This window comes from Pseudomonas sp. MYb327 (assembly GCF_040438925.1).
Taxonomy (GTDB): Bacteria; Pseudomonadota; Gammaproteobacteria; order Pseudomonadales; family Pseudomonadaceae; genus Aquipseudomonas.
This window is the reverse complement of sequence record NZ_CP159258.1, coordinates 2,753,527-2,774,718: the sequence shown is the minus strand read 5'-3', so window position 1 is coordinate 2,774,718 and position 21,192 is coordinate 2,753,527. Positions and strand designations below refer to the sequence as shown.

At 59.3% G+C, this 21,192-nt stretch carries 11 protein-coding genes and 1 pseudogene; 7 read left to right on the top strand and 5 right to left on the bottom strand.

Translation table 11 applies throughout. The features are described 5' to 3' along the window. Positions 1-70: 70 nt before the first annotated feature. Positions 71-8,725, bottom strand: coding sequence for a glucoamylase family protein (locus ABVN21_RS12420; protein WP_339552358.1), 8,655 nt, complete (start codon positions 8,723-8,725; stop codon positions 71-73). Between the two features lie 433 nt (positions 8,726-9,158). Beyond that, complete coding sequence (locus ABVN21_RS12415) at positions 9,159-10,091, bottom strand: LysR family transcriptional regulator (protein ID WP_339552357.1); 933 nt, start codon at positions 10,089-10,091, stop codon at positions 9,159-9,161. A 143-nt stretch (positions 10,092-10,234) separates the two neighbouring features. On the opposite strand from ABVN21_RS12415, the gene ABVN21_RS12410 reads away from it, so the two are divergent. The 3 genes from ABVN21_RS12410 to ABVN21_RS12400 all read left to right on the top strand — a co-directional run bounded on the left by ABVN21_RS12410 (position 10,235) and on the right by ABVN21_RS12400 (position 14,734). Then, positions 10,235-11,548, top strand: a complete 1,314-nt coding sequence (locus ABVN21_RS12410; protein WP_339552394.1) for an MFS transporter — start codon at positions 10,235-10,237, stop codon at positions 11,546-11,548. A 66-nt stretch (positions 11,549-11,614) separates the two neighbouring features. Beyond that, a complete protein-coding gene (locus ABVN21_RS12405) occupies positions 11,615-12,373 on the top strand; it encodes a creatininase family protein (protein ID WP_339552356.1) in 759 nt (252 codons plus the stop codon). Positions 12,374-12,529: 156 nt separating this feature from the next. Beyond that, positions 12,530-14,734, top strand: coding sequence for an OsmC domain/YcaO domain-containing protein (locus ABVN21_RS12400; protein ID WP_339552355.1), 2,205 nt, complete (start codon positions 12,530-12,532; stop codon positions 14,732-14,734). Between the two features lie 64 nt (positions 14,735-14,798). Here the strand turns inward: ABVN21_RS12400 and ABVN21_RS12395 are convergent, their stop codons facing one another. Together ABVN21_RS12395 and ABVN21_RS12390 are read right to left on the bottom strand one after the other, a co-directional pair. After that, on the bottom strand, positions 14,799-16,946 hold the full coding sequence (locus ABVN21_RS12395) for a TonB-dependent siderophore receptor (protein ID WP_339552354.1): 2,148 nt from the start codon (positions 16,944-16,946) through the stop codon (positions 14,799-14,801). Positions 16,947-17,248: 302 nt separating this feature from the next. Beyond that, entirely contained in the window at positions 17,249-17,809 is a 561-nt protein-coding gene (locus ABVN21_RS12390) for a lipid-binding SYLF domain-containing protein (RefSeq protein ID WP_339552393.1), read from the bottom strand. A gap of 294 nt (positions 17,810-18,103) precedes the next feature. On the opposite strand from ABVN21_RS12390, the pseudogene ABVN21_RS12385 reads away from it, so the two are divergent. Beyond that, a pseudogene (locus tag ABVN21_RS12385) lies at positions 18,104-18,253 on the top strand (MBL fold metallo-hydrolase); the annotation flags it as partial. A gap of 127 nt (positions 18,254-18,380) precedes the next feature. Next, complete coding sequence (locus tag ABVN21_RS12380; RefSeq protein WP_339552353.1) at positions 18,381-19,076, top strand: tRNA (adenine(22)-N(1))-methyltransferase TrmK; 696 nt, start codon at positions 18,381-18,383, stop codon at positions 19,074-19,076. A gap of 107 nt (positions 19,077-19,183) precedes the next feature. Here the strand turns inward: ABVN21_RS12380 and ABVN21_RS12375 are convergent, their stop codons facing one another. Beyond that, complete coding sequence (locus tag ABVN21_RS12375; RefSeq protein WP_034151411.1) at positions 19,184-19,543, bottom strand: DUF6124 family protein; 360 nt, start codon at positions 19,541-19,543, stop codon at positions 19,184-19,186. Between the two features lie 583 nt (positions 19,544-20,126). Between ABVN21_RS12375 and ABVN21_RS12370 the strand changes: the two genes are divergently transcribed. Then, positions 20,127-20,867 (top strand): AzlC family ABC transporter permease, encoded by a 741-nt coding sequence (locus tag ABVN21_RS12370; protein ID WP_339552352.1) that lies wholly within the window; start codon positions 20,127-20,129, stop codon positions 20,865-20,867. Next, positions 20,864-21,190, top strand: a complete 327-nt coding sequence (locus ABVN21_RS12365; protein WP_339552351.1) for an AzlD domain-containing protein — start codon at positions 20,864-20,866, stop codon at positions 21,188-21,190. Before ABVN21_RS12370 ends, ABVN21_RS12365 begins: the two co-directional genes overlap by 4 nt. Positions 21,191-21,192 lie beyond the last annotated feature (2 nt).

Below are 21,192 nucleotides of genomic sequence, written 5' to 3'. Positions count from 1 at the left end.
GAACACCGTGGCGGAGAGGGACTTGCCGACTCAGGGTACTCCCCTGCACGCCACGGCTGGTGATCGATGTCTATTTATCGACGACATGCTCGTATTCCATCACTCGCACGCTGGCAGAGCGGGCACGACAATCCACCCGGATCCAACGCTCTACACCATCATCTTCCAATGTCAGCGCAATGCCGTTCATTGGCTGACCATCGAGGATCATGGCGGTGACGCTCGCACTGCCCTGATGCACATCAAAGTGGTACAGGGTTCGGCCGAAGCGATAGTGCAATTTGAAGCCGGGCCAGTCGATGGGTATCAGCGGTTCGATGCTGAACAGGCGGCCGCTGCGTTGTACGCCCAACAAAGACTCGACGATCAGCCGGTACATCCACCCGGCAGAACCGGTGTACCAGGTCCAGCCACCGCGCCCGGCGTGGGGGGCGGCGCCGTAGACATCGGCGGCCATGACATAGGGCTCGACCTTGTAGGTATCGATGCGAGCATTGTTGGCCGGGGCGGCGGGATTGATCAGATTCAGCACTTCCCAGGCTTTGCCTGCGTCACCCAATTGCGCAAACGCCATGCCTGCCCACACGGCAGCATGGGTGTACTGCCCGCCGTTCTCGCGTACGCCGGGCACATAACCCTTGATGTAACCCGGGTCCAGGGCGCCCTTGTCGAACGGTGGATCCAGCAGCAGCACGGCGCGGATGTCAGGTTTGATCAGATGCTCTTCCAGTGATTGCATGGCCTGATTCTGGCGCACCGCCGAGCCGGCCCCTGACAGCACCGACCAGCTCTGCGCAATGGAATCGATGCGACATTCTTCGTTGCTCGCCGAACCGAGCAGTTGCCCGTCATCGAACCAGGCGCGGCGATACCAGGCGCCGTCCCAGGCATTTTGTTCAAGGTTGCGTTGCAGCGTCGCCGCACAGTCGCTACAGCGCTTGGCAAAGTCGTGATCACCGTGCAGGCGTGCGGTGACGGCAAATTGTTCCAGCACTTGATAGCTGAAGAAGCCCAGCCAGACACTTTCGCCGACACCCATATGGCCGACGCGGTTCATGCCGTCGTTCCAGTCGCCGGAGCCCATCAGCGGCAACCCGTGCTGGCCTCGACGCAGGCTGTGTTCGATGGCACGCACGCAGTGTTGATACAGCGACTCTCGCAATTGCGACGTGCACGGGAGGTCGTAATAGGACTCCTCGCCAGCGGCCAGCAAACGTCCCTCCAGATAGCCGACGGGTTCTTCCAGCACCCCCGCGTCAGCGGTCATTTCGACATAGCGGTTGGTCGCGGCCACCAGCCACAAAAAGTCATCAGAGCAAGCGGTACGAACACCTCGATTCATCGGTGGGTGCCACCAGTGCTGTACGTCGCCTTCCGCATACTGATGGCCGGCGCACAGCAACAGATGCGCACGCACGGTTGCCGGATCGGCATGGATCATCGCCATGCTGTCCTGCAACTGATCGCGAAAACCAATGGCACCACCGGACTGGTAGTAGCCGCTGCGGGCCTGGAAACGGCAGGCGATGACCTGATACATCAACCAGCCGTTGACCATGACATCGACCGTCGGCGCGGCGGTTTCGATACGAATAGCGCCGAGCACCGAGCGCCAGTGATCGCGTACTTTCTGCAACTCCGCTGCGGCTGCAAGGCTGCCCCGATAACGTTGCACCAACCGTGTGGCGGCGTTGGTCGAAGTCTCCGCCCCGAGGCGCAGGATCACTTCCTTGCTATCGCCGTCGGCGAGATCGACTGACACTTGCAGCGCGGCGCATGGGTCCAGCCCGCCGCCCATGCGCCCGGACAACCCGGCGTGCTGCATGGCTGCCGGCGAGGCGAGGGTGCCACTGCGCCCCACGAACTCAGTGCGGTCAGCGCTGACGCCGTGATCGATGGTGTCGGTGTCAAAGAACGCCACCCGTCCGGAAAACTCCACCGAGTAGGCATTGCGGGCGAAGAGGGCGCCGCTGACCGGGTCCGATTGGGTGACCACGTGCATCGCCGACTTGCTGCGCAGATCGCCCAGAACCCATTCCACGTACCCGGTGACTGACAGCGTCCGGCTGCGTCCCGAGCGGTTGCTCACCAACAGCCGCGAGAATTTGATCGGCGCATCCAGCGCCACGTAGATCCAGAGTTCGCTGTAGATGCCGTCCTCTTCATGTTCGAACACGCTGTAGCCGAAACCGTGACGCGTCTGGTACGGGCCTTTGCCTGGGCAGGGTTGAGGTGCCGCTGACCAGAAATGCCCGGTCTCTTCGTCCCGCAGGTAAATCGCCTCGCCACTGCGATCGGTGACCGGGTCGTTGTGCCACGGTGTCAGGCGAAACTCATGGGCGTTTTCAGCCCAGGTATAGGCGCTGCCGGCTTCCGAAACGACGGTGCCGAGATGTGCGTTGGCGATCACATTGACCCATGGCGCCGGTGGCGGGTTGTCCGCCAGTCGACTGATGATGTACTCACTGCCATCGGCACTGAAGCCGCCATGGGCGTTGGCCAGCAGCAGTGCCGAAGGATTGGGCTGTACCGAAGTCGGCCCGGCCTGATACTGCCGGGTCGGCGCGAACAGTGCGTGTTCCGGCGAGACCCGGCGGCGATGAACCTGCTCGGCGAGGGTGCCCGACCCTTCGCTCAGCACCAGCCTGGCCACCGCCAGAACCAGCCCCCGATCTTCGCTCGACATCTGCTGCACCGGGCGCACGAAGATGCCGCCCGGACGATCCAGCAGCGTCGCTTCACTGCCGGAGGTGATCAGGCCCATGATCGCGTCCTGCAATTGCTGGCGATAACCCGCCTCGTCTTCGTTCCAGATCAACAGGTCGACCGCCAGGCCTTTTAGGCGCCAGTAGGCGTGGGCTTGAATCATCTGCTGCACCAGGACGATGTTGTCCAGGCTGTGGATTTGCAGCAACACGATGGGCAAGTCGCCGGAAATCGCCTGGCCCCAAAGTCCCGGTTGATTGCGTCGGTTGGCAATCAACACCGCGTTATCGGCGCGCATCGAGGCGTTCGCATACAGCACGGATGAAGCCATTTGTTCGAACAGACGCGCATCGGACAACGAGGCATTGAGCTGACGCAAAAGCACCTGGCTATGGGTCCAGGACAGGTCGAATACCCGGTCGGCGAGGTGGCGGTCGCGGTATTTGTTGATCAGGCAAAGGCAGACATCACGGCTGTCGGCGACGCCGGTAGCCAGGTCGATGGTGCCCTGTTGGCCGGGTTGCAAGGTAATCCGGCAACGAATCGCGACCACCGGATCGAGCACCGGGCCTGCACTGCCGGACAAGCGCTGGCAATCGGCATCGAGGGCGGCGGGCGACACCAGGCTGCGGCCCCGGCCGATGAAGCGGGCGCGATCGGTTTCATAGGAGATCGCATCGATGTCCACCCCGTGCGCGGCCAGCAAATGGCACATCCACGGCGTCGGCTCATCGCTGGCCCGTGGCCGCCGGCTGCAGACAATGGCCTGCAGATCGGGCAGCAGTTCGGTCTGCACGAACAGTTTGCTGAATGCCGGGTGCATCGCGTCGTTAGCCGGGGAGGTGAGCACCACTTCGGCGTAGGTGGTGATCTCCAGTGTCTTGGCCGATGACGCGCGATTGGAGACATGCAGGCGGCGCAGTTCGATGTCGTCTTCAGGCGAGACGACGATCTCCAGGTGTGTGTCGAAATCCAGGTTGCGTGCGCGGAACTCTGCTCGGGAGTCGCTGAAGATCGCTTCGTGGCTCTCGGGTCGATGCAACGTCGGTTGATGCGCCGCCGACCACACCGTGTTGGTCTGGACATCGCGCAGGTAACAGAACATCCCCCAGTTATCCTGTGAGATGTCCTCCTGCCAACGGGTGACGGCCATGTCGTGGCGGCGGCTGTAACCACCGCCACCGCTGGTCAGCATGACGTGGTAGCGACCGTTGGACAGCAATTGCACCGCAGGACGTTTGCTTCCCGGATCGGCGAACACCCGAAGCCCGCTGTCCTGGGCCTGATCAACGTCGCCAGGCACGGGCGACTGTGCGGCCTGCAGGTAGGGAGCCGCGGATTTTGGCACCCGTTCCTGCAACAGCAGCAGCGCCGATTGCAGCGCCGGGTCGGCTTCGAACCGCCGTTGCATGGGCTGATCGAGTAATCGGCTGGTCAAGGCCAGCAGACTCATACCCTGGTGGTGCGCCATAAACGAACGGACGATGGCGTACGACTGGCCGCGCGGTACGCGGGCGTCGGTGTAATCCACCGCTTCATAAAGGCCGAAACGGCCTGAAGAGCCCTGCAGGGCAAGACGTTGCAAGTTTTTGCAGGCCGCTTCGGCGTCGACCATCAACGCCAGGGCGCTGGCATACGGAGCTATGACCACGTCATCGCTGAGCCCGCGCTTGAGCCCGAGACCCTGAACGCCGAAGGCGCGATATTGATAATTAAGGTGGGCGTCGACGGTGTAGTAGCCCGATTCGGAAACACCCCAGGGAATGCCCAGCCTGTTGCCGTGTTCGATCTGCACCGCCACGGCGGCGCGGCAAGTCTGGTCTAGCAGGCTGCCGTCATAGTTGGGCATCACCAGCATGGGCATCAGGTACTCGAACATCGAGCCTGACCAGGACAGCAAGGTCGGCACGCCAGCGTTTTCACTCAATAGCCTGCCCAAGGTGAACCACGCGCTTTGCGGGATCTGGCCTTGAGCAATGACCACGTAATTGGTCAGCCGCACCTCGGACGCCAGCAGGTCGTAGTAACCGCTGTCGAGCCTGAGTTCTTCGGCGTTGTAGCCGATGACGAACAAATCACGCTGGTGGTCGTAAAGCAGCGTGAAGTCCATTTGTGCCATCGACGTAGCCTGTAACGCCAGGTGCTCCAGGGACTTCAGACGCTGCCCGGCAATGCGCCGGACCTGCTCGATTGACGAGTGATGCTCGGCGGCCCAATCGGCGGGATCCAGGGCTGCCATTTCACGCAAGGTGCAGGGCGGCGGCTGAGTGGCGACCGGTGGAACGGGGAGTCGGAAGCGCTGCAGTTCTTCGGTCCAGTCCAGGCATTGACGAAGAAACGCTTCTCGCCAGTAGAGGCACTCTTCGTCGGTGTCCGCTGGCAGGTTGGTGACGACGATATGAGCCGTGTGCAGCAGGTCAGCCAGCGCTTCGGTGGTCGCCGCTGACGCGGCTTGTTCAAGGCGTATTTTCAGCTGACTCAAGGCCTGCTCATCCGCGCCCGCGGCACGTTGGGCATCCGCAAGGATGTCGAGGGTGTCGCGCAGGCCTTTGAGTACGGCAGGGCCGAACATCGGGGCGTCGGCAAGTTGCCTTGTGCCGGTGCTCAAGGTCAGCAGCAGGCCCGCCAGGTTTCCGCTGTCGACGGTGGAGACGTAATGCGGACGCAGTGGTTCGAGGGTCTGCGTGTCGTACCAGTTGTAGAAGTGCTGCCGATGACGTTCCAGTCCGTCCATGCTGTCCAGTGATGCCGCAAGTCGGAACAGCAGCCGCTCGGTGCTTAAGTAACCGAAGTCGTGAGCGGCGAGGTGAGCGAGCAGGGACATGCCCATGTTGGTCGGCGAGGTGCGATGGGCAATCGCCGGCCGGGGTTCTTCCTGCACGTTATCCGGTGGCAGCCAGTGATCTTCCGGTCCGACGTATTGATCGAAGAACGCCCAGGTCTTGCGCGCCATCACCCGCAAAAAGCGCAACTGCTCTGCCGATGGTGCAAACGTCGACTGCTTCGGTGGCGAGCTGAGCCGCCAGGCGATCCAAGGGCCCGCGAGCCACGCCAACAGCAACGGACTGGCGATAACCAGCGTGTGCGGACTGTCGACCAACACGGCCAGTGACGACAGGGCTGCCACCGGTTGAACCCACATCTGGCGATAGAGGCCGGTGAGCCGGTTTTCCGTGGTGCGCTCCACCTCCCGCGAGGGCTGCCATTGCAACAGCAGGCGTCGGCTGAAACCGATTCGCCAGAGCGAACGCAGGATCGCATCGGCGCTGTAGAACATCTCATAGGGCAGCCACGCAAGGGTCAGACCCGCTCGGGCCAGGTCGTGTCCCAGATCTCCCAGCAACGCCATGAGGTATTGACCATAGGGCACGTCGGCGGGGGCTTGCAGCAGATCGGTCACTGCTCGCAGCAACGGTTGAATCACCAGCAAGCCAATGACGGTAAGGGTCCAGACCATTGGCTGGCTGCTGGCAAACCAACCCCAGCCGAACATCAACAACAGCGCCAGCGGTTCCAGGCTGCGCCGCAGATTGTCGAGAATCTTCCAGCGGGCCATGACACTCAGCCGGTTGCGCACCCACTTGCCGTCGGCATTGCGCGCCCAGGGCAAGGTCCACGGCAGCAATTGCCAGTCGCCGCGCACCCAGCGATGCCGGCGTTTGACATCGGCACCATAGCGCGAAGGGTATTGTTCGTAGACTTGCACATCGCTGAGCAGGCCGGACCGTGCATAACAGCCTTCGATCAGGTCGTGGCTGAGAATCTGATTGTCCGGCAAGCAACCTTCCAGGGCGCAGGTGAATGCATCCACGTCGTAGATGCCCTTGCCGATGAACGAGCCTTGCTGGAACAAATCCTGGTAAACGTCCGACACCGCCCTTGTGTAGGGATCGACGCCAGCATCGCTGCCGAACAACTGTGCGTAGATCGAGCGCGTCGCGCTGGTCAGGCTGATACCCACCCGTGGTTGCAACACGGCGTAGCCGGAGATGATCTGTTCGCCCGCACTGTCGAACAACGGGCGATTCAACGGGTGCATCATCGCCGCCACGCATTGGCGCGCGACGTCGCGTGGCAGCAGGGTGTCGGTGTCCAGGGTGATCACGTAACGCACCCCGCGCAGCGGCGTGACGTCGCCGACGATGGTGTCGAAACGCTCCAGTCCGTTGCCACGCAACAGCGAGTTGAGTTCAATCAGCTTGCCGCGTTTGCGCTCGTGGCCCATCCACACACGCTCGCTGGCATTCCAGCGCCGCGGCCGATGCAGCAAAAAGAAATGGTCGCTGTGGCCGTCCGCGTATTTTTGGTTGAGCAAGGTGATTGCACGGGAAGCCTGGGCAAGCAGCTCGGCGTCTTGCGGTTGAGACTCTTGCGCGGCATCCAGAAAATCGCTGAGCAAGGCGAAATACAGGTTGCGGTCACGGTTGGCGAGAAACCGCACTTCCAGTCCTTCCACCAGTTCGTCCACGTCTGCCGGACTGGCGATCAGCGTCGGGATCACCACCAGGCTTCGTGCCTCATCGGGCAGACCATGGGCGTAATCCATTTTCGGCAAAACCGCCGGCACCAGACTGAACGTTACCAACCAGTTGATCAGGCTGATCGCCAATCGGCTGGTCATCACCAGACATGGAATAGCCAGCAACAGTAGCGCCGCCTCGGGCACTCCGTCTCGCTGCGCCGAGGCCAGTAGAGGCCAGGCAAAAATGAACGTCAGAAACGCCACCGGTGCCAGGTAAAACATTAGCGGCGACTGCTGCTGCAAGCGATTCCAGCGTACATGTAGCGGAACCCGGGTGTTGAGTTGTCGCTCCAGTACCGGTAGCCCGGCGCTGATCAAGTAATAGCCGACGTGCCGGGCCAGTAATGTGCAAGACACCTGGGCGGTGGCGGCGCTGGCAAGATCGATCGCGGCGCGGGCTACCTGGATTTCCGAGTGCTGTGGGCTGCGTCGCGCCAGGCGTTCAATGACATGTCGATAGCTGTCACGGGTACTGAAATCCATGGCCCGGTAAATCGCCGCCGGGTCTTCACTGAGAATCTGTTCGACATGACTCATCGATTCGACGAACTCGCGCCAGTCAGTGGCGGATAACAGGCGCAAGCTGCCGATGCTATTGCCGATGGACACCTGATCCGCGGCCTGTTGTTGCGCATCGAGTTGCACCTGGCGTTCGATGCTCGAGCCGGTCTCGCTGAGCGTCTGCTCAATCCAGGTCAGCGGCAGGGCCAGGGCGGCGCTTTGGCCTTGCAGGCGACGGGTCAATTCGGCGACGAAGGCAGGGGTCATCGGCGGGGCGGAGCGGGCCATGTCGGCCACGGTCAGCACTACGCTTTTGATATCGCGTTCCGAGGTTTCGATCAGGCGTTCGGCCCAGTCATCGGCGAGGTTGCGATCATCGGCGTTGGCCATGACCCGAGAAGCCACACGCCGCAGGTTTTCGATCAACGCCAGACGCAACATGATCGGGATCGCCCACAGCTCCCCGAGCGCCAGCGACATCACGGTCTGGTAGGCAACAATAAAACGGCTCAGGCTTTGCTCATCAACCCGGCCGTCGCCATGGGAAATCGTCTCCAGGGCGATGTCATAAACGCGAGGCAGCCCGGCGGACGGGCCGTTGATCAGGCGCGGCAACTCACGGCTGTAGCCTTTGGGCAGGTGCGTCCTGGCGGTGCGAATGTGGTCTTCAACCAGAAAGTAATTGTCCAGCAGCCATTCCGCAGCCGGCGTGACCCGTCGACTGGACATCTGCGCGTTGGACAGCGCCGTGCAACTGCGTTTGAGCAGTGCCTCGTTGTCATCCAGCCTGCGCAGCATTGAGTCCCGGGCGGACATGGCGGTCAGGCGATGCTGCCCGGCCAGGGCGATGCCATGACTGGCCATCTGATCGGCGCTGAAAAGCTCCGAGCGCAATATCGGCTCGTATTCAAATCGGGGCGGGGAGAACGAACCGGTTCGCCAAAAGCCGGACGAGCGGGAAAACACCTGTTGGATGCGTGTCCATATGCTGTTCATAAAGTCCTGGGCCTGAAATGCGTGAATACGAATGCGAGCATGTCGAGAGGTGCGCCAATCCATCGCGCCAGTACCGGGGAGCGCTGGGTGGATGTCGCTTTTCAGCTCTGAGTGTGAGGACATGAAGGGTTGTTCGTCTGTTCGCTGGCGTACATAGCCGGCGGACTTTGAGACATTGAGACGCGCCTGTTGTCGAACGGAATAACGAGCCATGTTGCAGCCTTCAGGTTCTGCAACAGCCTCGTTCCGCACTCCTGTTCAGGTTGAGAGGTGGCTATATGAACAACATCATCTACATCGTCGGGCTGGTCGTGGTTGTCGTGGTAATCCTGTCGTTCCTTGGCTTGGCATAGATTCGCAGGCGGTCAACTTTCCGGAATCGCTGGGGTATGCGGTGACGCATACCTCTCAGCGGTCACTCGGCGCTGCCTCATCAGCCGCGTTGCGCGTGTTCGTGAGACCAGAACATCGGCAGGCGCTGCAGCATCCAGTCCAGTAACTCTTGAGCCGGGGCGGCCAGCGGTCGGCCGGACTTGACCAGCAATTTCGCCTCGACACCCAGAAAAATCGGGTGGTCTATGGGAACGGCAGCCAGGCTTCCCTTGGCGATTTCCCGATACGCCGCGAATTCACCCAGCAATGACGCGAACCCCCCGGCAGCGATCAGACGTTTGAGTGCGGCCAGCGAGTTGCTGACCAGCGCTGGGCGAATCTCGATTTTCTCCGCGTACTCCAGCATTTTCATCGCATGACCGATCCCGAACGTGGTGGGCGTCAACACCAGTTGGCAGGCGAGAATGTCTTCGACGGTGGCCGCGCGGCCCGTCAATGCAAGTGGATGATCCGGGCGCACCAGCAGCATGACGGGCTGCGAGGACGTTGCGCGAAAATCGATGTGCGCGTGCATCGGGGGATTGTAGGCAAGGCCTATATGCGCGCGGTTTTCGGCGACTTCGTTCATCACGTCATCGACGGGCAATATGTCCAGCGTGACATCGAGCTTCGGGTATTGCTTGCAGAAAGGCGCGAGCACATTGTCGACCAAAGCGTCGACGTAACCCTCACTGATCACCACGCGCACATGACCTTGCTGCAAGCCTTTAATCGCTTGCAGCTGGTCTTCGAGTTTCTCCTGGTGCGATCGATAACCTCGCCAGAATTCCAGCAAATGCGCGGCGGCCTCGGTGGGCTGAACGCCCCGCGCCTGGCGCTCGAAAAGCTTCGCTCCCAGTTCTTCTTCCAGCAGCTTTATTTGACGCGTGATCACCGAGGGCGACGTATTGATGCTGTCGGCCGCGCCACGAATCGAGCCGTGGACCAGCACCTCGTGAAAATACCGGAGCCTTTGTTGGTTGATCTCGCGCATGACGCACCTCCCTTGATAATCCAGCGTTGCCCATAGAGCAACGGTACGCGAACTTAGTTGCTCTTGCTGGGTTTTTGCCCTCGGCGCAACATTCTCTGGCACGACCACCATCACCGGCCAAACAAGAACAATTGGAGACTCCTATGTCAGCCTGTGCACCGACGGCAACCAGTGGCGCTCTTTCGGCCCTTTACCGCAAGCTCAATTGGCGGCTGCTGCCGCTGCTGTTCATTTGCTATGTATTTGCCTATCTGGACCGAATCAATGTCGGCTTCGCCAAACTGCAAATGCAAAGTGATCTCGGGCTTTCCGACGCGGCTTATGGCGCGGGCGCCGGCATCTTTTTTCTGGGCTATGTGTTGTTTGAGCTGCCCAGCAACCTGATGCTGCCACGGGTCGGCGCACGCAAAACGTTCAGTCGAATTTTGGTGTTATGGGGCATTACCTCGGCCTGCATGCTGTTTGTTCGCGACGTGCCGACGTTCTATGCCATGCGTTTTTTGTTGGGTGTGTTCGAAGCCGGATTCGCACCGGGCATGATTTATTACTTGTCTTGCTGGTACGGCCCGACGCGCATGGCCCGCGCCATTGCAATCGTGTTTATCGCCGGGCCCATTGGCGGCATTGTCGGCGGTCCGCTTTCCGCCTGGCTGATCACCACGCTTTCGGGCATCGGTGGTTTGGCCGGGTGGCAATGGATGTTTCTCATCGAAGGGCTTCCCTGCGTCTTCCTTGGCATTCTTACCTTCTTCGTACTGTCGAATCGCCCCTCTGAAGCACGTTGGCTAAGTGCTGAAGAAAAGAAATTGCTGGAGGCCGAACTGAGTACTTCGTCGAGCCATGTCCATTCGTTCAAGGCCGTTCTGCGCGACCCGAAAACCTATGTGCTGGCGTCGGCGTATTTCTGCATCATCTTCTCGATCTACGCCATGAGCTTCTGGCTTCCGGCGGTCCTCAAGGCCCAAGGCGTTAACGACACCATGCAGTTGGGTTGGTACGCAGCTATTCCTTATGTCGGGGCGGCTATCGGCATGTACCTGATAGGGCGTCGGTCCGACCGTGTTGGCGAAAGGCGTTACCACTGCGCAGTGCCGGCGGCCATCGGGGCTTTTCTTCTCCTGCTGTTTCCCTTTGCCGAAGGGCACTTGATGGTTTCGCTGGGCCTGCTGACCGTGGCGACAACCACGATTTTCATGGCGTACACCGTGTTCTGGGCCATGCCGTCCGAACACATCAAGGGCGAAGCTGCGGCGGGAGGTATCGCGTTCATCAACACCATCGGCCTGTGCGGAGGTTTCTGGGGACCCGCGGTGATTGGCTGGGCAAAAACCGCAACCGGAAGCATGAATCTGGGCATTGTTGTCGTGGGGTGTACATCCCTTTGTGCGGCACTTGTCATCATTCTGAGCAGATCGTTATCGAGTGAACGCGCTGCACCTGAATACAGCGCAGTGTGATCAGTGAGCTGTCACTTCAACATAATCGTCGTGTTCCGAAAGGAACGTTCCATTGGAGAATCTAAAATGCTTCTACACCTGTCGACCTGGGCCGAAATCGGCGAATTTCTGAACCGTAGTCGTACCATCGTGATCCCGATTGGCTCGAACGAACAACACGGGCCAACCGGCCTTTTGGGGACCGATTGGATGTGCCCTGAAATCATCGCTCACGAAGCGCAGAAAACAGCGGACATCCTGATTGCTCCCACCTTCAACATCGGCATGGCCCAGCATCATCTGGGCTTTCCGGGAACCATTTCACTGCGTCCATCCACCTTCATCGCCGCCATCGGCGATTGGGTGCGGTCTTTGGCGGCGCACGGGTTCGAGAAAATCCTCTTTCTCAATGGTCACGGCGGCAACGTTGCATCGATTGAAGCGGCCTTCTCGGAACTCTACGCCGAGGCGAGTTTCGCCAGGCGCCCAGCGGGTTTTGCGCTGAAGTTGTGCAATTGGTGGGATCTGGAAGGCGTGGAAAATCTGGCACGGCAGCAGTTCCCGACGGGGCATGGCATCCATGCGACGCCTTCCGAGATTGCTGTTACTCAATGGGCTTACCCTGACTCCATCAAGTCGGCTGATTATTCGCCCCAAATTGCAGCGTGGGGGCCGATCCGCGAAGCGCAAGACTTCCGCGCGCGCCATCCGGACGGACGCATGGGTTCGGACCCGGCGCAGGCAACGGCGGAGAAAGGTCGGGCACTGGTGATGATGTCGGCGCAAGGCCTGGTGCAGGCGGTGGACGCCTTCAGCCAGGAATCGATACCGGGCAACAACGGCTGAACCGCTGTCGTCTTGGCCAGCCCATAGACATTCATGGTTGGCCAAGTGCCGGGGTTTTCGACGGAGTGAGGCTTGGCGCTAAAGATTGCCGCGTGCGATCTGGCTAAAAAAGGGATAATGCCGCCCATTCTGTTTTCGTTATTCTGGTAATCCCGCATGGAAATCAAGGTCAATTTTCTCGACAACCTACGTCTTGAAGCCAAATTCGATGACTTCACGGTGGTGGCCGACCAGCCTATCCGCTACAAGGGCGACGGCTCGGCACCGGGTCCGTTCGACTACTTCCTGGCTTCGTCGGCTCTGTGCGCGGCTTACTTTGTGAAGTTGTACTGCGAAACCCGCAACATCCCCACCGATAACATTCGTTTGTCGCAGAACAACATTGTTGATCCGGAAAACCGCTACAACCAGATTTTCAAGATTCAGGTCGAATTGCCGGCGGATATCTCCGCCAAGGACCGCCAGGGCATTTTGCGTTCGATCGACCGTTGCACGGTAAAGAAGGTGGTGCAAACCGGACCTGAGTTCGTGATTGAAGAGGTCGAGAACCTTGATGCCGATGCTCAGGCGTTGCTGATGCCGAACCTGGCCTCGGACGCGGGCACCTACATTGTCGGCAAGGATCTGCCGCTGGAACAAACCATCGCCAACATGTCGGAAATCCTTGCCGGCCTGGGCATGAAGATTGAAATCGCTTCATGGCGCAATATCGTTCCCAACGTGTGGTCGCTGCATATCCGCGATGCGCATTCGCCGATGTGTTTCACCAATGGCAAGGGCGCGACCAAAGAAGGCGCGTTGGCCTCGGCGTTGGGCGAATTTATCGAGCGGCTCAATTGCAATTTCTTCTACAACGATCAGTTCTGGGGAGAGGACATCGCCAACGCCGAGTTCGTGCATTACCCGGACGAACGCTGGTTCAAACCTGGCCCCAAAGATGCGTTGCCGGCGGAAATTCTCGACGAATACTGCCGGAAAATTTTCAACCGTGATGGCGAGCTGCGTGGCTCGCATCTGTACGACACCAACTCCGGCAATGTCGAACGTGGCATCTGTTCGTTGCCCTTTGTGCGCCAGTCGGACAAAGAGGTGGTGTATTTCCCGTCAAACCTGATCGAAAACCTGTACCTCAGCAACGGCATGAGCGCCGGCAACACGCTGGCCGAAGCGCAGGTGCAGTGCTTGTCGGAAATCTTCGAGCGCGCGGTGAAACGCGAAATTCTCGAAGGCGAACTCGCACTACCGGATGTGCCGCAGGAAGTGCTGGCGAAATACCCGAGCATTCTGGCCGGTATCCAGGGGCTGGAAGAGCAGGGCTTCCCGGTGCTGGTGAAGGATGCATCGTTGGGCGGCGAATTCCCGGTGATGTGCGTGACCTTGATGAACCCGCGGACCGGCGGCGTATTTGCCTCGTTCGGGGCGCACCCGAGCTTTGAAGTGGCGCTGGAACGCAGCCTGACCGAGTTGCTGCAAGGCCGCAGTTTTGAAGGCCTGAACGATCTGCCTCAGCCGACCTTCGAAGGTCACGCGGTCACTGAACCGAACAACTTTGTCGAGCACTTCATCGATTCCAGCGGCGTGGTGTCGTGGCGCTTCTTCAGTGCCAGGTCTGATTTCGAGTTTGTCGAGTGGGACTTCTCCGGCCAGGGTGAAAACTCCAATACCGACGAAGCTGCGACGTTGTTCGGCATCCTCGAAGACATGGGCAAAGAAGTGTACATGGCGGTGTACGAGCATATCGGCGCGAAGGCCTGCCGCATCCTGGTGCCGGATTATTCGGAAATCTATCCGATAGAAGATTTGATCTGGGATAACACCAACAAGGCGCTGTTGTTCCGATCCGACATCTTGAACCTGCATAGCCTGACCAACGTCGGTTTGAGAGCCTTGGTCAAGCGTCTGGAAAACAGCGAGCTGGACGATTACACCGACATCACCACATTGATCGGCATCGAATTCGACGACAACACGGCCTGGGGTCAGCTGACGATCCTGGAGTTGAAGCTGCTGATCTATGTCGCCTTGAAGAAATACGACGAGGCAAAAGAGCTCGTGGAAGCTTTCCTGCAGTACAACGACAACACGGTCGAGCGCGGATTGTTTTATCAGGCCTTGAACGTGGTGCTGGAAGTGCAGCTGGACGATGACCTGGAGCTCGACGATTACGAGGTCAACTTCCGCCGGATGTTTGGCAATGAGCGCATGGACGCCGTGATAGGGTCGGTGGAAGGCAGCGTGCGCTTCTACGGCTTGACCCCGACGAGCATGAAACTGGAAGGCCTCGATCGACACCTGCGTCTGATCGACAGTTACAAGAAACTGCACACGGCGCGGGCCAATGTGACGGCGTTATCCAGGTAATAGCGCGAACCAAAAAAGCACACTGAGGTGCTTTTTTGGTTTTAGGCGGTTGATGCGAACGTGCTTAGAAGCGGTACTTCGCCGAAGCGGTAATGCTGCGCGGTGCGCCGTACGTCAGGGCACCATAGGCATCGAAGATGTCGAAGTACTTCTGGTCGGTGACGTTGTCGGCATTCACCTGGGCCGAAAGGTTTTCGGTGATCTCGTAACGCGCCATCAGGTTGACCAGCGCATAGGCATCCTGCTGGATCTTCTCGGAATTGCCAGCCGGGTTGACGGCGTAGGTGTAGATCGAGTCCTGCCAGTTAACCCCGCCACCAATGGTCAGCTTGTTGAAAGCACCCGGCAGGCGGTAGGTGGTAAAGGTGCGTAGCAACTTGGTCGGGTACAACGTGTTGACGTCGTCGCCGTGGGCATCTTCAGCCTTGAACTGGGTGTAACCCAGCGAGGCATTCCAGTCCGTCGCGAGTTCGCCGGACACTTCCAGCTCGAAACCCTTGCTGGTTGCGCCTTCACTGGCCTCATAGGCGAAACCGCCGACCGGGTTTGAAGGATCGATCAGCACGCCGGTGTTCTGCCCCAGATTGTCCTGCTTGATCTGGAAAATCGCGGCAGAGGTGTTCAAGCGGCCACCGAAATACTCACCCTTGAGGCCGATTTCAGTGCTCTCGCCAACGATCGGTTCCAATGTCTGGCCACTGCTGTCGCGTACTGATTGCGGCAGGAAGATTTCCGTGTAGCTGGCATAGGCCGAGAGGTTGTCGGTGAGGTCGTAGACGACGCCGGCATAGGGGGTCAGCTCATGATCGACATCGACCTTGCTCACTTCCGAGAAGATGTCATCACTGGTTTTCTCGTACCAGCTCTCACGCGCGCCGAGAATCACTTTCAAATCGTCGGTCACGTTCAGGCGAGTGGCTGCGTACAAGCCTTTCTGGCGAGTCTCGCTGTAGCCATAGTCGGTCCGTGGACCCCAGATCGGCTCGGGGAAATGGCCGTTATAGGCATCGAAATCGGCCACGCCGTCAAAACCGGTTTGCGCGTCGAGTGAGTCGGCGTCGAACTTCTGTTTGCTGTCCACATAACCGAAGGCCAATTCGTGCTCACGACCCAGGAACGAGAACGGGCCATTGAAGCGGATGCCGTAGTCGTCCTGAGTGGTCTCGGTCTTGTAGGTCGCCGGGAACGAAAACATGCCGGAGCTACCGTTCCTGCCTGGATTGCCGGACAGGTACAGCAAGGAAGAGTCGCCGGTGCGCTCGCCACGGTTGTAACTGAGGTTGACTTGCCAGTCGTTGGCAAAAGTGTGATCGAGGTTGACGAAATAGGTCTCGTAGGTGGTGTCCCATTTGCTCCAGTCGGCGGAGGTGGTCTTCGAACGGCTCCAGTTGGTGCGGCCGCCGTCGGCGTACCAGACGGGCAGGCCGCCCCACATTGGCGACTCGGCGTTGCTTTCTTGCCGGCTCAAGCCGAACCACAGCGTGGTGTCGGGCGTCAGGTCGATATCCATGGTGCCGTAGAGGGTTTGGCGCTTGTTCGAGTTCATGTCGATCCAGGTGTCGCCTTCGTTGGTCTCCCCGACCAAGCGCGCGCGGATAGTGCCTTCCTCGTTCAGCGCTGTGGACACATCGGCCTCCATGCCATAGGTGTCCCATGTGCCGGCACTCAGTTCCACCGAGCCCTTCAAGTCCCTGCTGTTGGCGCGCTTGCGCACCATGTTGAGGGACGCGGAAGGATCACCAGCACCGGTCATCAAACCGTTGGCGCCGCGCACCACTTCAACACGGTCGTACATGGCCAGGCTGCTGAAAATCTCTCCCGAACTCCATGGCTGCTCATAAATGGTGGGTACGCCATCGATCATCAGCGAGTTGAGCTCAAAGCCACGGGCGTTGAACTGTGCCCGGCTTGTCTCGTAACGGTTGACCGACACACCGGTGGCATTGTTGACCACGTCGAGGATGGTTTTCAGATCCTGGTCTTGTATGCGCTGCTGGGTAACAACGCTGACCGACTGCGGCGTCTCGCGTAGCGACATGCTCAACGGCGTGGCAGTGCGTGCGGCGTCAGTGGTGTAGGAATTGGTGTCTTCGGTGACGCCACTGCGTTCGGCAGAGGCCGTCTCCGTGATTGCGATCGGCGCCAGGGTCACGGCGCCTCCCGTCTCGGCCTGCTCAGTCTGTTCCGCCGCTTGCACGGTGGCTGCAGTCATGGCGATACCGGCTGCAAGCATGTGCACTGCGAGAGCCAGGGGGCGCAGTGCCAAAGGCGAGCGCGGCGTAACGGAGTTTTGTGGACACAGGGGAGTTGAGGCGGACATGCGTACTCACATATGAATTGATGTTATTTGATAATCAATATCATACGCAAATACGATGAATTACTAAACACTTCGTGAAAAATCTGTTTTATTGTTAAAAAACAGTGAGTTAGAAAGCGGCAAAATTCTTCGCTTCTGGTCGATTGCTGCCGGTTCATCTGACAGCAATCGACCAAAAAGCCGAAAAGGCGCGTTTAGCGCTTGATCAGAGAAATTTTCGTACCTTCGATGCTGACCCCGGCCATTAACCCTTGCTGGTCAACGATGAATGCGTAGGCGTCGTCTTTGAGCGTCGAGCTGGACAGGTTTTTCGCCATCCCCTCATCCACCACAACCACCGTTGGCCCGACGCCGATTTCCCAACCTTTGGTTTCAGTAATGTATTTCACCGCCTTGTCGGTCATCAGGAAAACCACATAGCCATACGACTGGGCGCCTGCCTGCAGCCCCCATGAGCCGCCGACGGAGTTGTAGTAGTTCACGACTTCCTTGCCTTTCATTAATACGCCTTCACCATAGCTGCCGCCGAAAACGAGACCCGCCTTGATGATTTTCGGGAAGACCAGCACAGCCTTGGCCTGGTGGGAAATGCTTTCGGCAGTTGGAGTGGTCTTGTTGAGAAGCTGCAACGTTTGCCGAGAGTCGGCATTCAAGTCTTCGGCGGTGGCCGCTGCCGCAGTATTTAGCAAACCGGCGGAGGCCAATGATGCAGCCGCGAGGAAAAGCGACAGGAAGAAGCGCTTTGATTGAGTCATTTGCATACTCCGAAAAGGGAGCAGTGGATGGCTGCAGCAGTCGGCATCTAACAGGAACCGAAACCGCTGAAAGTTATCCGGCGCACCCTGAATAGTGTGATTTGCAAGCTTCGCTCCTGTGTTTAGTTGCGAGGCCGTCAATGGTTGTGACCACTGGCTAACGGCTGGGTTCGTTGTCTACCTGTGCTTTTGACCGATAGTTGTCGATAGGGAAGGACCGCTATTTGTTTTTGTGCGTTATGACAGGCGCGATTGGCCTTTCACGCGACTCAAGTACTCGATCACACCGATGCAGAATCGGTACGTGTTCGGGTCCGCCTGATGCAAGACGCCGCTGCGAGCGGCGAACTGTTTGTCGCCACGCACCTGCCGCTCCCTTCCGTTGGCCGAGTGGCCGTCGACGGTGATGCCTTTCGCTGGGTGGCGGCTTTCTGGGATTACTGACCCGTTGAATCCACGAACCATTGCAGTGCCCTGGTCGCATAAAGTTGAAATGCACGGCGTAGCTCGACAGAATCACGCACCGATCCGGCACGCAGGTGCCGGACAGTCGTGGTGAAAGGAACAGCAGTTGAACGAACAGACATTGTCCATGCGCCTGGAGCGGGTGGCGGCGCATGTGCCAGCCGATGCGCGCCTGGCCGATATCGGCTCGGACCACGGTTATCTGCCGGTGGCGTTGATGCGCCGTGGGGTCATCGCGGCGGCGGTGGCTGGCGAGGTGGCGTTGACGCCATTCCACGCGGCGCAACGTACCGTGCGCGGGAACGACCTGGACCAGCGGATCACCGTGCGCCTGGCCGATGGCTTGGCGGCGATCGAGCCGGGCGACGGGATCACGGCAATCAGCATTTGTGGCATGGGCGGAGAAACGATCCGCGACATCCTCGACAGCGGCAAGGCTTACCTGAGTGGCCAGGAGCGCCTGATCCTGCAGCCCAACGGCGGAGAGCAGCCACTGCGACAATGGCTGATGGAAAATGGCTACCGCATCCTCAGCGAGGAAGTGCTGCGGGAAAACCAGTTTTACTACGAAGTCATCGTTGCCGAACGCGCCGGGCCAGTGGCGTACACCGCCGAGGAACTCTACTTCGGCCCGCTGCAAATGCAGGCACGCACCCCGACGTTCCTGGCCAAGTGGCAGCGCATGCTGCGCGAGAAACAGAAAACCCTGACCCAATTCGCCCGGGCACGGCAGGCTTTGCCCGAGGAGAAGGTGCAAGACATTGCGCAACAAGCCCGATGGATCACCGAGCTATTGGCTTGATCATCTTCTAGCGTTAATACGACAACTCACCGGAACACCCGTGGCGGGAGAACTTGCTCCCGCTGGGTCGCGCAGCGGCCCCAACAGAGCCGCTGCATTAACCGCAGCTACTCAGGCGGGTCAATCTGATCCAGCATGCGGTTCGCCGTGATTTCCGCCACCATGATGCTGTTGGAAATTCCCAGCAGGGCATAGCGCGACGCACCCTCCAAGTGATCCACCAACTGGTGGACCATCACATCGACCGAGGCCAATGTCTCGACCAAATAAACTGCCAGCGTTTCGGTGTCGGCTTCAGGGTCAACCGTGAACAGTGAGCTGGGCGTGCGGGGTGTGGCTTTGATGTCGGCGATTGAAGCGAAGTGGAAATCGAGGGCGTTTTCGGCGGCTTCGTTGAGTTTCTTCGAACCGGGTTCGTACGGGGACACCGGATCGGTGTCCGGCGGGTTGGGCGTGACTTTGAACATGGCTACTCTCCCGTCTACAGGTTATAGCTGCACCTTTCGGTTCCAAGCGAAGGGTGGCAGCTGTGCGCAGGTTGGAACCCGGGGTAAACGGAACCCGGCAGACCCTAAAGTCTCCCACGCACAGCCGCCATAACGGAGCACACACTTAACAGCGTGCAAGCAAATGTTATGAAGGGCGCCATGCGCCGTTTATTCGTCAGGGTTCCAAGCCTGGTCGCTGAATTGGCAGCGACACGGAAACGATAGAACCAAGGCCAACGGCGTACAAGCCGGCGGATTCTGGCGTAAGCGTAGGCAACGGCGCAAGGTCTTGTGGCTTTCAGGAAGTAACCCTGACGGCCGTTAAACAACCTCTAAACGCGATGTCTGCATTAGGCATTTGGCATGCACTGGCTTGACTACTCAGAGTCAATACCTTACGAACTCAAATCATTCTGACGTCAGGATATTCGTGGCGAGGCAGTGGTCGATGCTCAGCGATTGTTCGGCGAACCGGACTGTCGCAATATCCCGCTATCCGCATCAGAGCGACCCGCGTCCCGGTCAAATCGAACCAGCGACGCACAATCAACCAGGAGTCGAAATGCCTTACCGAACAGGAAGGGAAGCGTTCATGCAAGGTGTCCGGGCGCTGCTTCCGTTGATTCCCGGTGTCATTCCATTCGGCCTGCTCACGGGGGTCATGGCGATCAATATGGGGATGTCGCCGGGTACGACCATGGGTATGACGCTGCTGTTTTACTCAGGCTCCGCTCAAATGGTCGCCCTGCAATTGCTGCACACAGGTGTTGTGCCGCTGGCGATTGTGGTTACGGCGCTGGTGATCAACCTGCGCTTCATCATGTACAGCGCGTCACTGGCCCCGCATCTGCATCATTTACCCCGGCGCTGGACGTGGCCGTTGTCCTACATGCTTTCTGACCAGTCTTATGCGCTGAGCACTCTCAAGCTTTCCTCTGGCGAGCTGGGGCCATTCGCTCACTATTACTATGCCGGCACAGCGGTTTCGATGTGGCTGTCGTGGCAGTTGTCGGTGTTAGCGGGCATTTATCTGGGCGCAAGCATTCCTGAGACCTGGTCTTTAGGCTTTGCCATTCCGCTGTCTTTTCTGGCGTTGCTCGTTCCCGGCATACGCAACGCGCCGAGTCTGGCTGCCGCCGTGGTCGGTGGGTTGCTGGCCGTGTTGGCGGTGGATATGCCCTACAACCTTGGACTGGTCACCGCTTCCATTGGCGGTGTCATCGCGGGACTGGTGACCGAGAGTCTTCGCAAAAGACCTGTGGCCGATGCAATGATCCATGACGTCGAGAGGGAAGCACCATGAGTGATTTAGCCTTGTGGGGGCTGTTTCTGGCGGTCGGGCTGGGCACGTTCGCCTTGCGTCTTTCGTTTGTCGAACTGTACGGCCGCTTGCGCATCCCGGCGTTGCTGAGCCGGGCCTTGCTTTATGTGCCGGCGAGTGTGCTGGCTGCCCTGGTTCTTCCCGCCGTGGTGTACCCGAACGGTCAGGGTGAATTCGTATTGAGTAACCCGCAGATACCCGCCGCCATTCTGGCTGCCTGGGTCGCTTGGCAGACTCGAAACACCATCCTGACACTGGCGGTCGGGATGGGGGCGCTGTGGCTGTTCAAGTTTTTTGATTTCTGATG

Coding starts and splice junctions, on each gene's coding strand:
- ABVN21_RS12420 (WP_339552358.1), bottom strand. CDS start 8,725: ATGAACAGCATATGGACACGCATCCAACAGGTGTTTTCCCGCTCGTCC.
- ABVN21_RS12415 (WP_339552357.1), bottom strand. CDS start 10,091: ATGCGCGAGATCAACCAACAAAGGCTCCGGTATTTTCACGAGGTGCTG.
- ABVN21_RS12410 (WP_339552394.1), top strand. CDS start 10,235: ATGTCAGCCTGTGCACCGACGGCAACCAGTGGCGCTCTTTCGGCCCTT.
- ABVN21_RS12405 (WP_339552356.1), top strand. CDS start 11,615: ATGCTTCTACACCTGTCGACCTGGGCCGAAATCGGCGAATTTCTGAAC.
- ABVN21_RS12400 (WP_339552355.1), top strand. CDS start 12,530: ATGGAAATCAAGGTCAATTTTCTCGACAACCTACGTCTTGAAGCCAAA.
- ABVN21_RS12395 (WP_339552354.1), bottom strand. CDS start 16,946: ATGACTGCAGCCACCGTGCAAGCGGCGGAACAGACTGAGCAGGCCGAG.
- ABVN21_RS12390 (WP_339552393.1), bottom strand. CDS start 17,809: ATGACTCAATCAAAGCGCTTCTTCCTGTCGCTTTTCCTCGCGGCTGCA.
- ABVN21_RS12375 (WP_034151411.1), bottom strand. CDS start 19,543: ATGTTCAAAGTCACGCCCAACCCGCCGGACACCGATCCGGTGTCCCCG.
- ABVN21_RS12370 (WP_339552352.1), top strand. CDS start 20,127: ATGCCTTACCGAACAGGAAGGGAAGCGTTCATGCAAGGTGTCCGGGCG.
- ABVN21_RS12365 (WP_339552351.1), top strand. CDS start 20,864: ATGAGTGATTTAGCCTTGTGGGGGCTGTTTCTGGCGGTCGGGCTGGGC.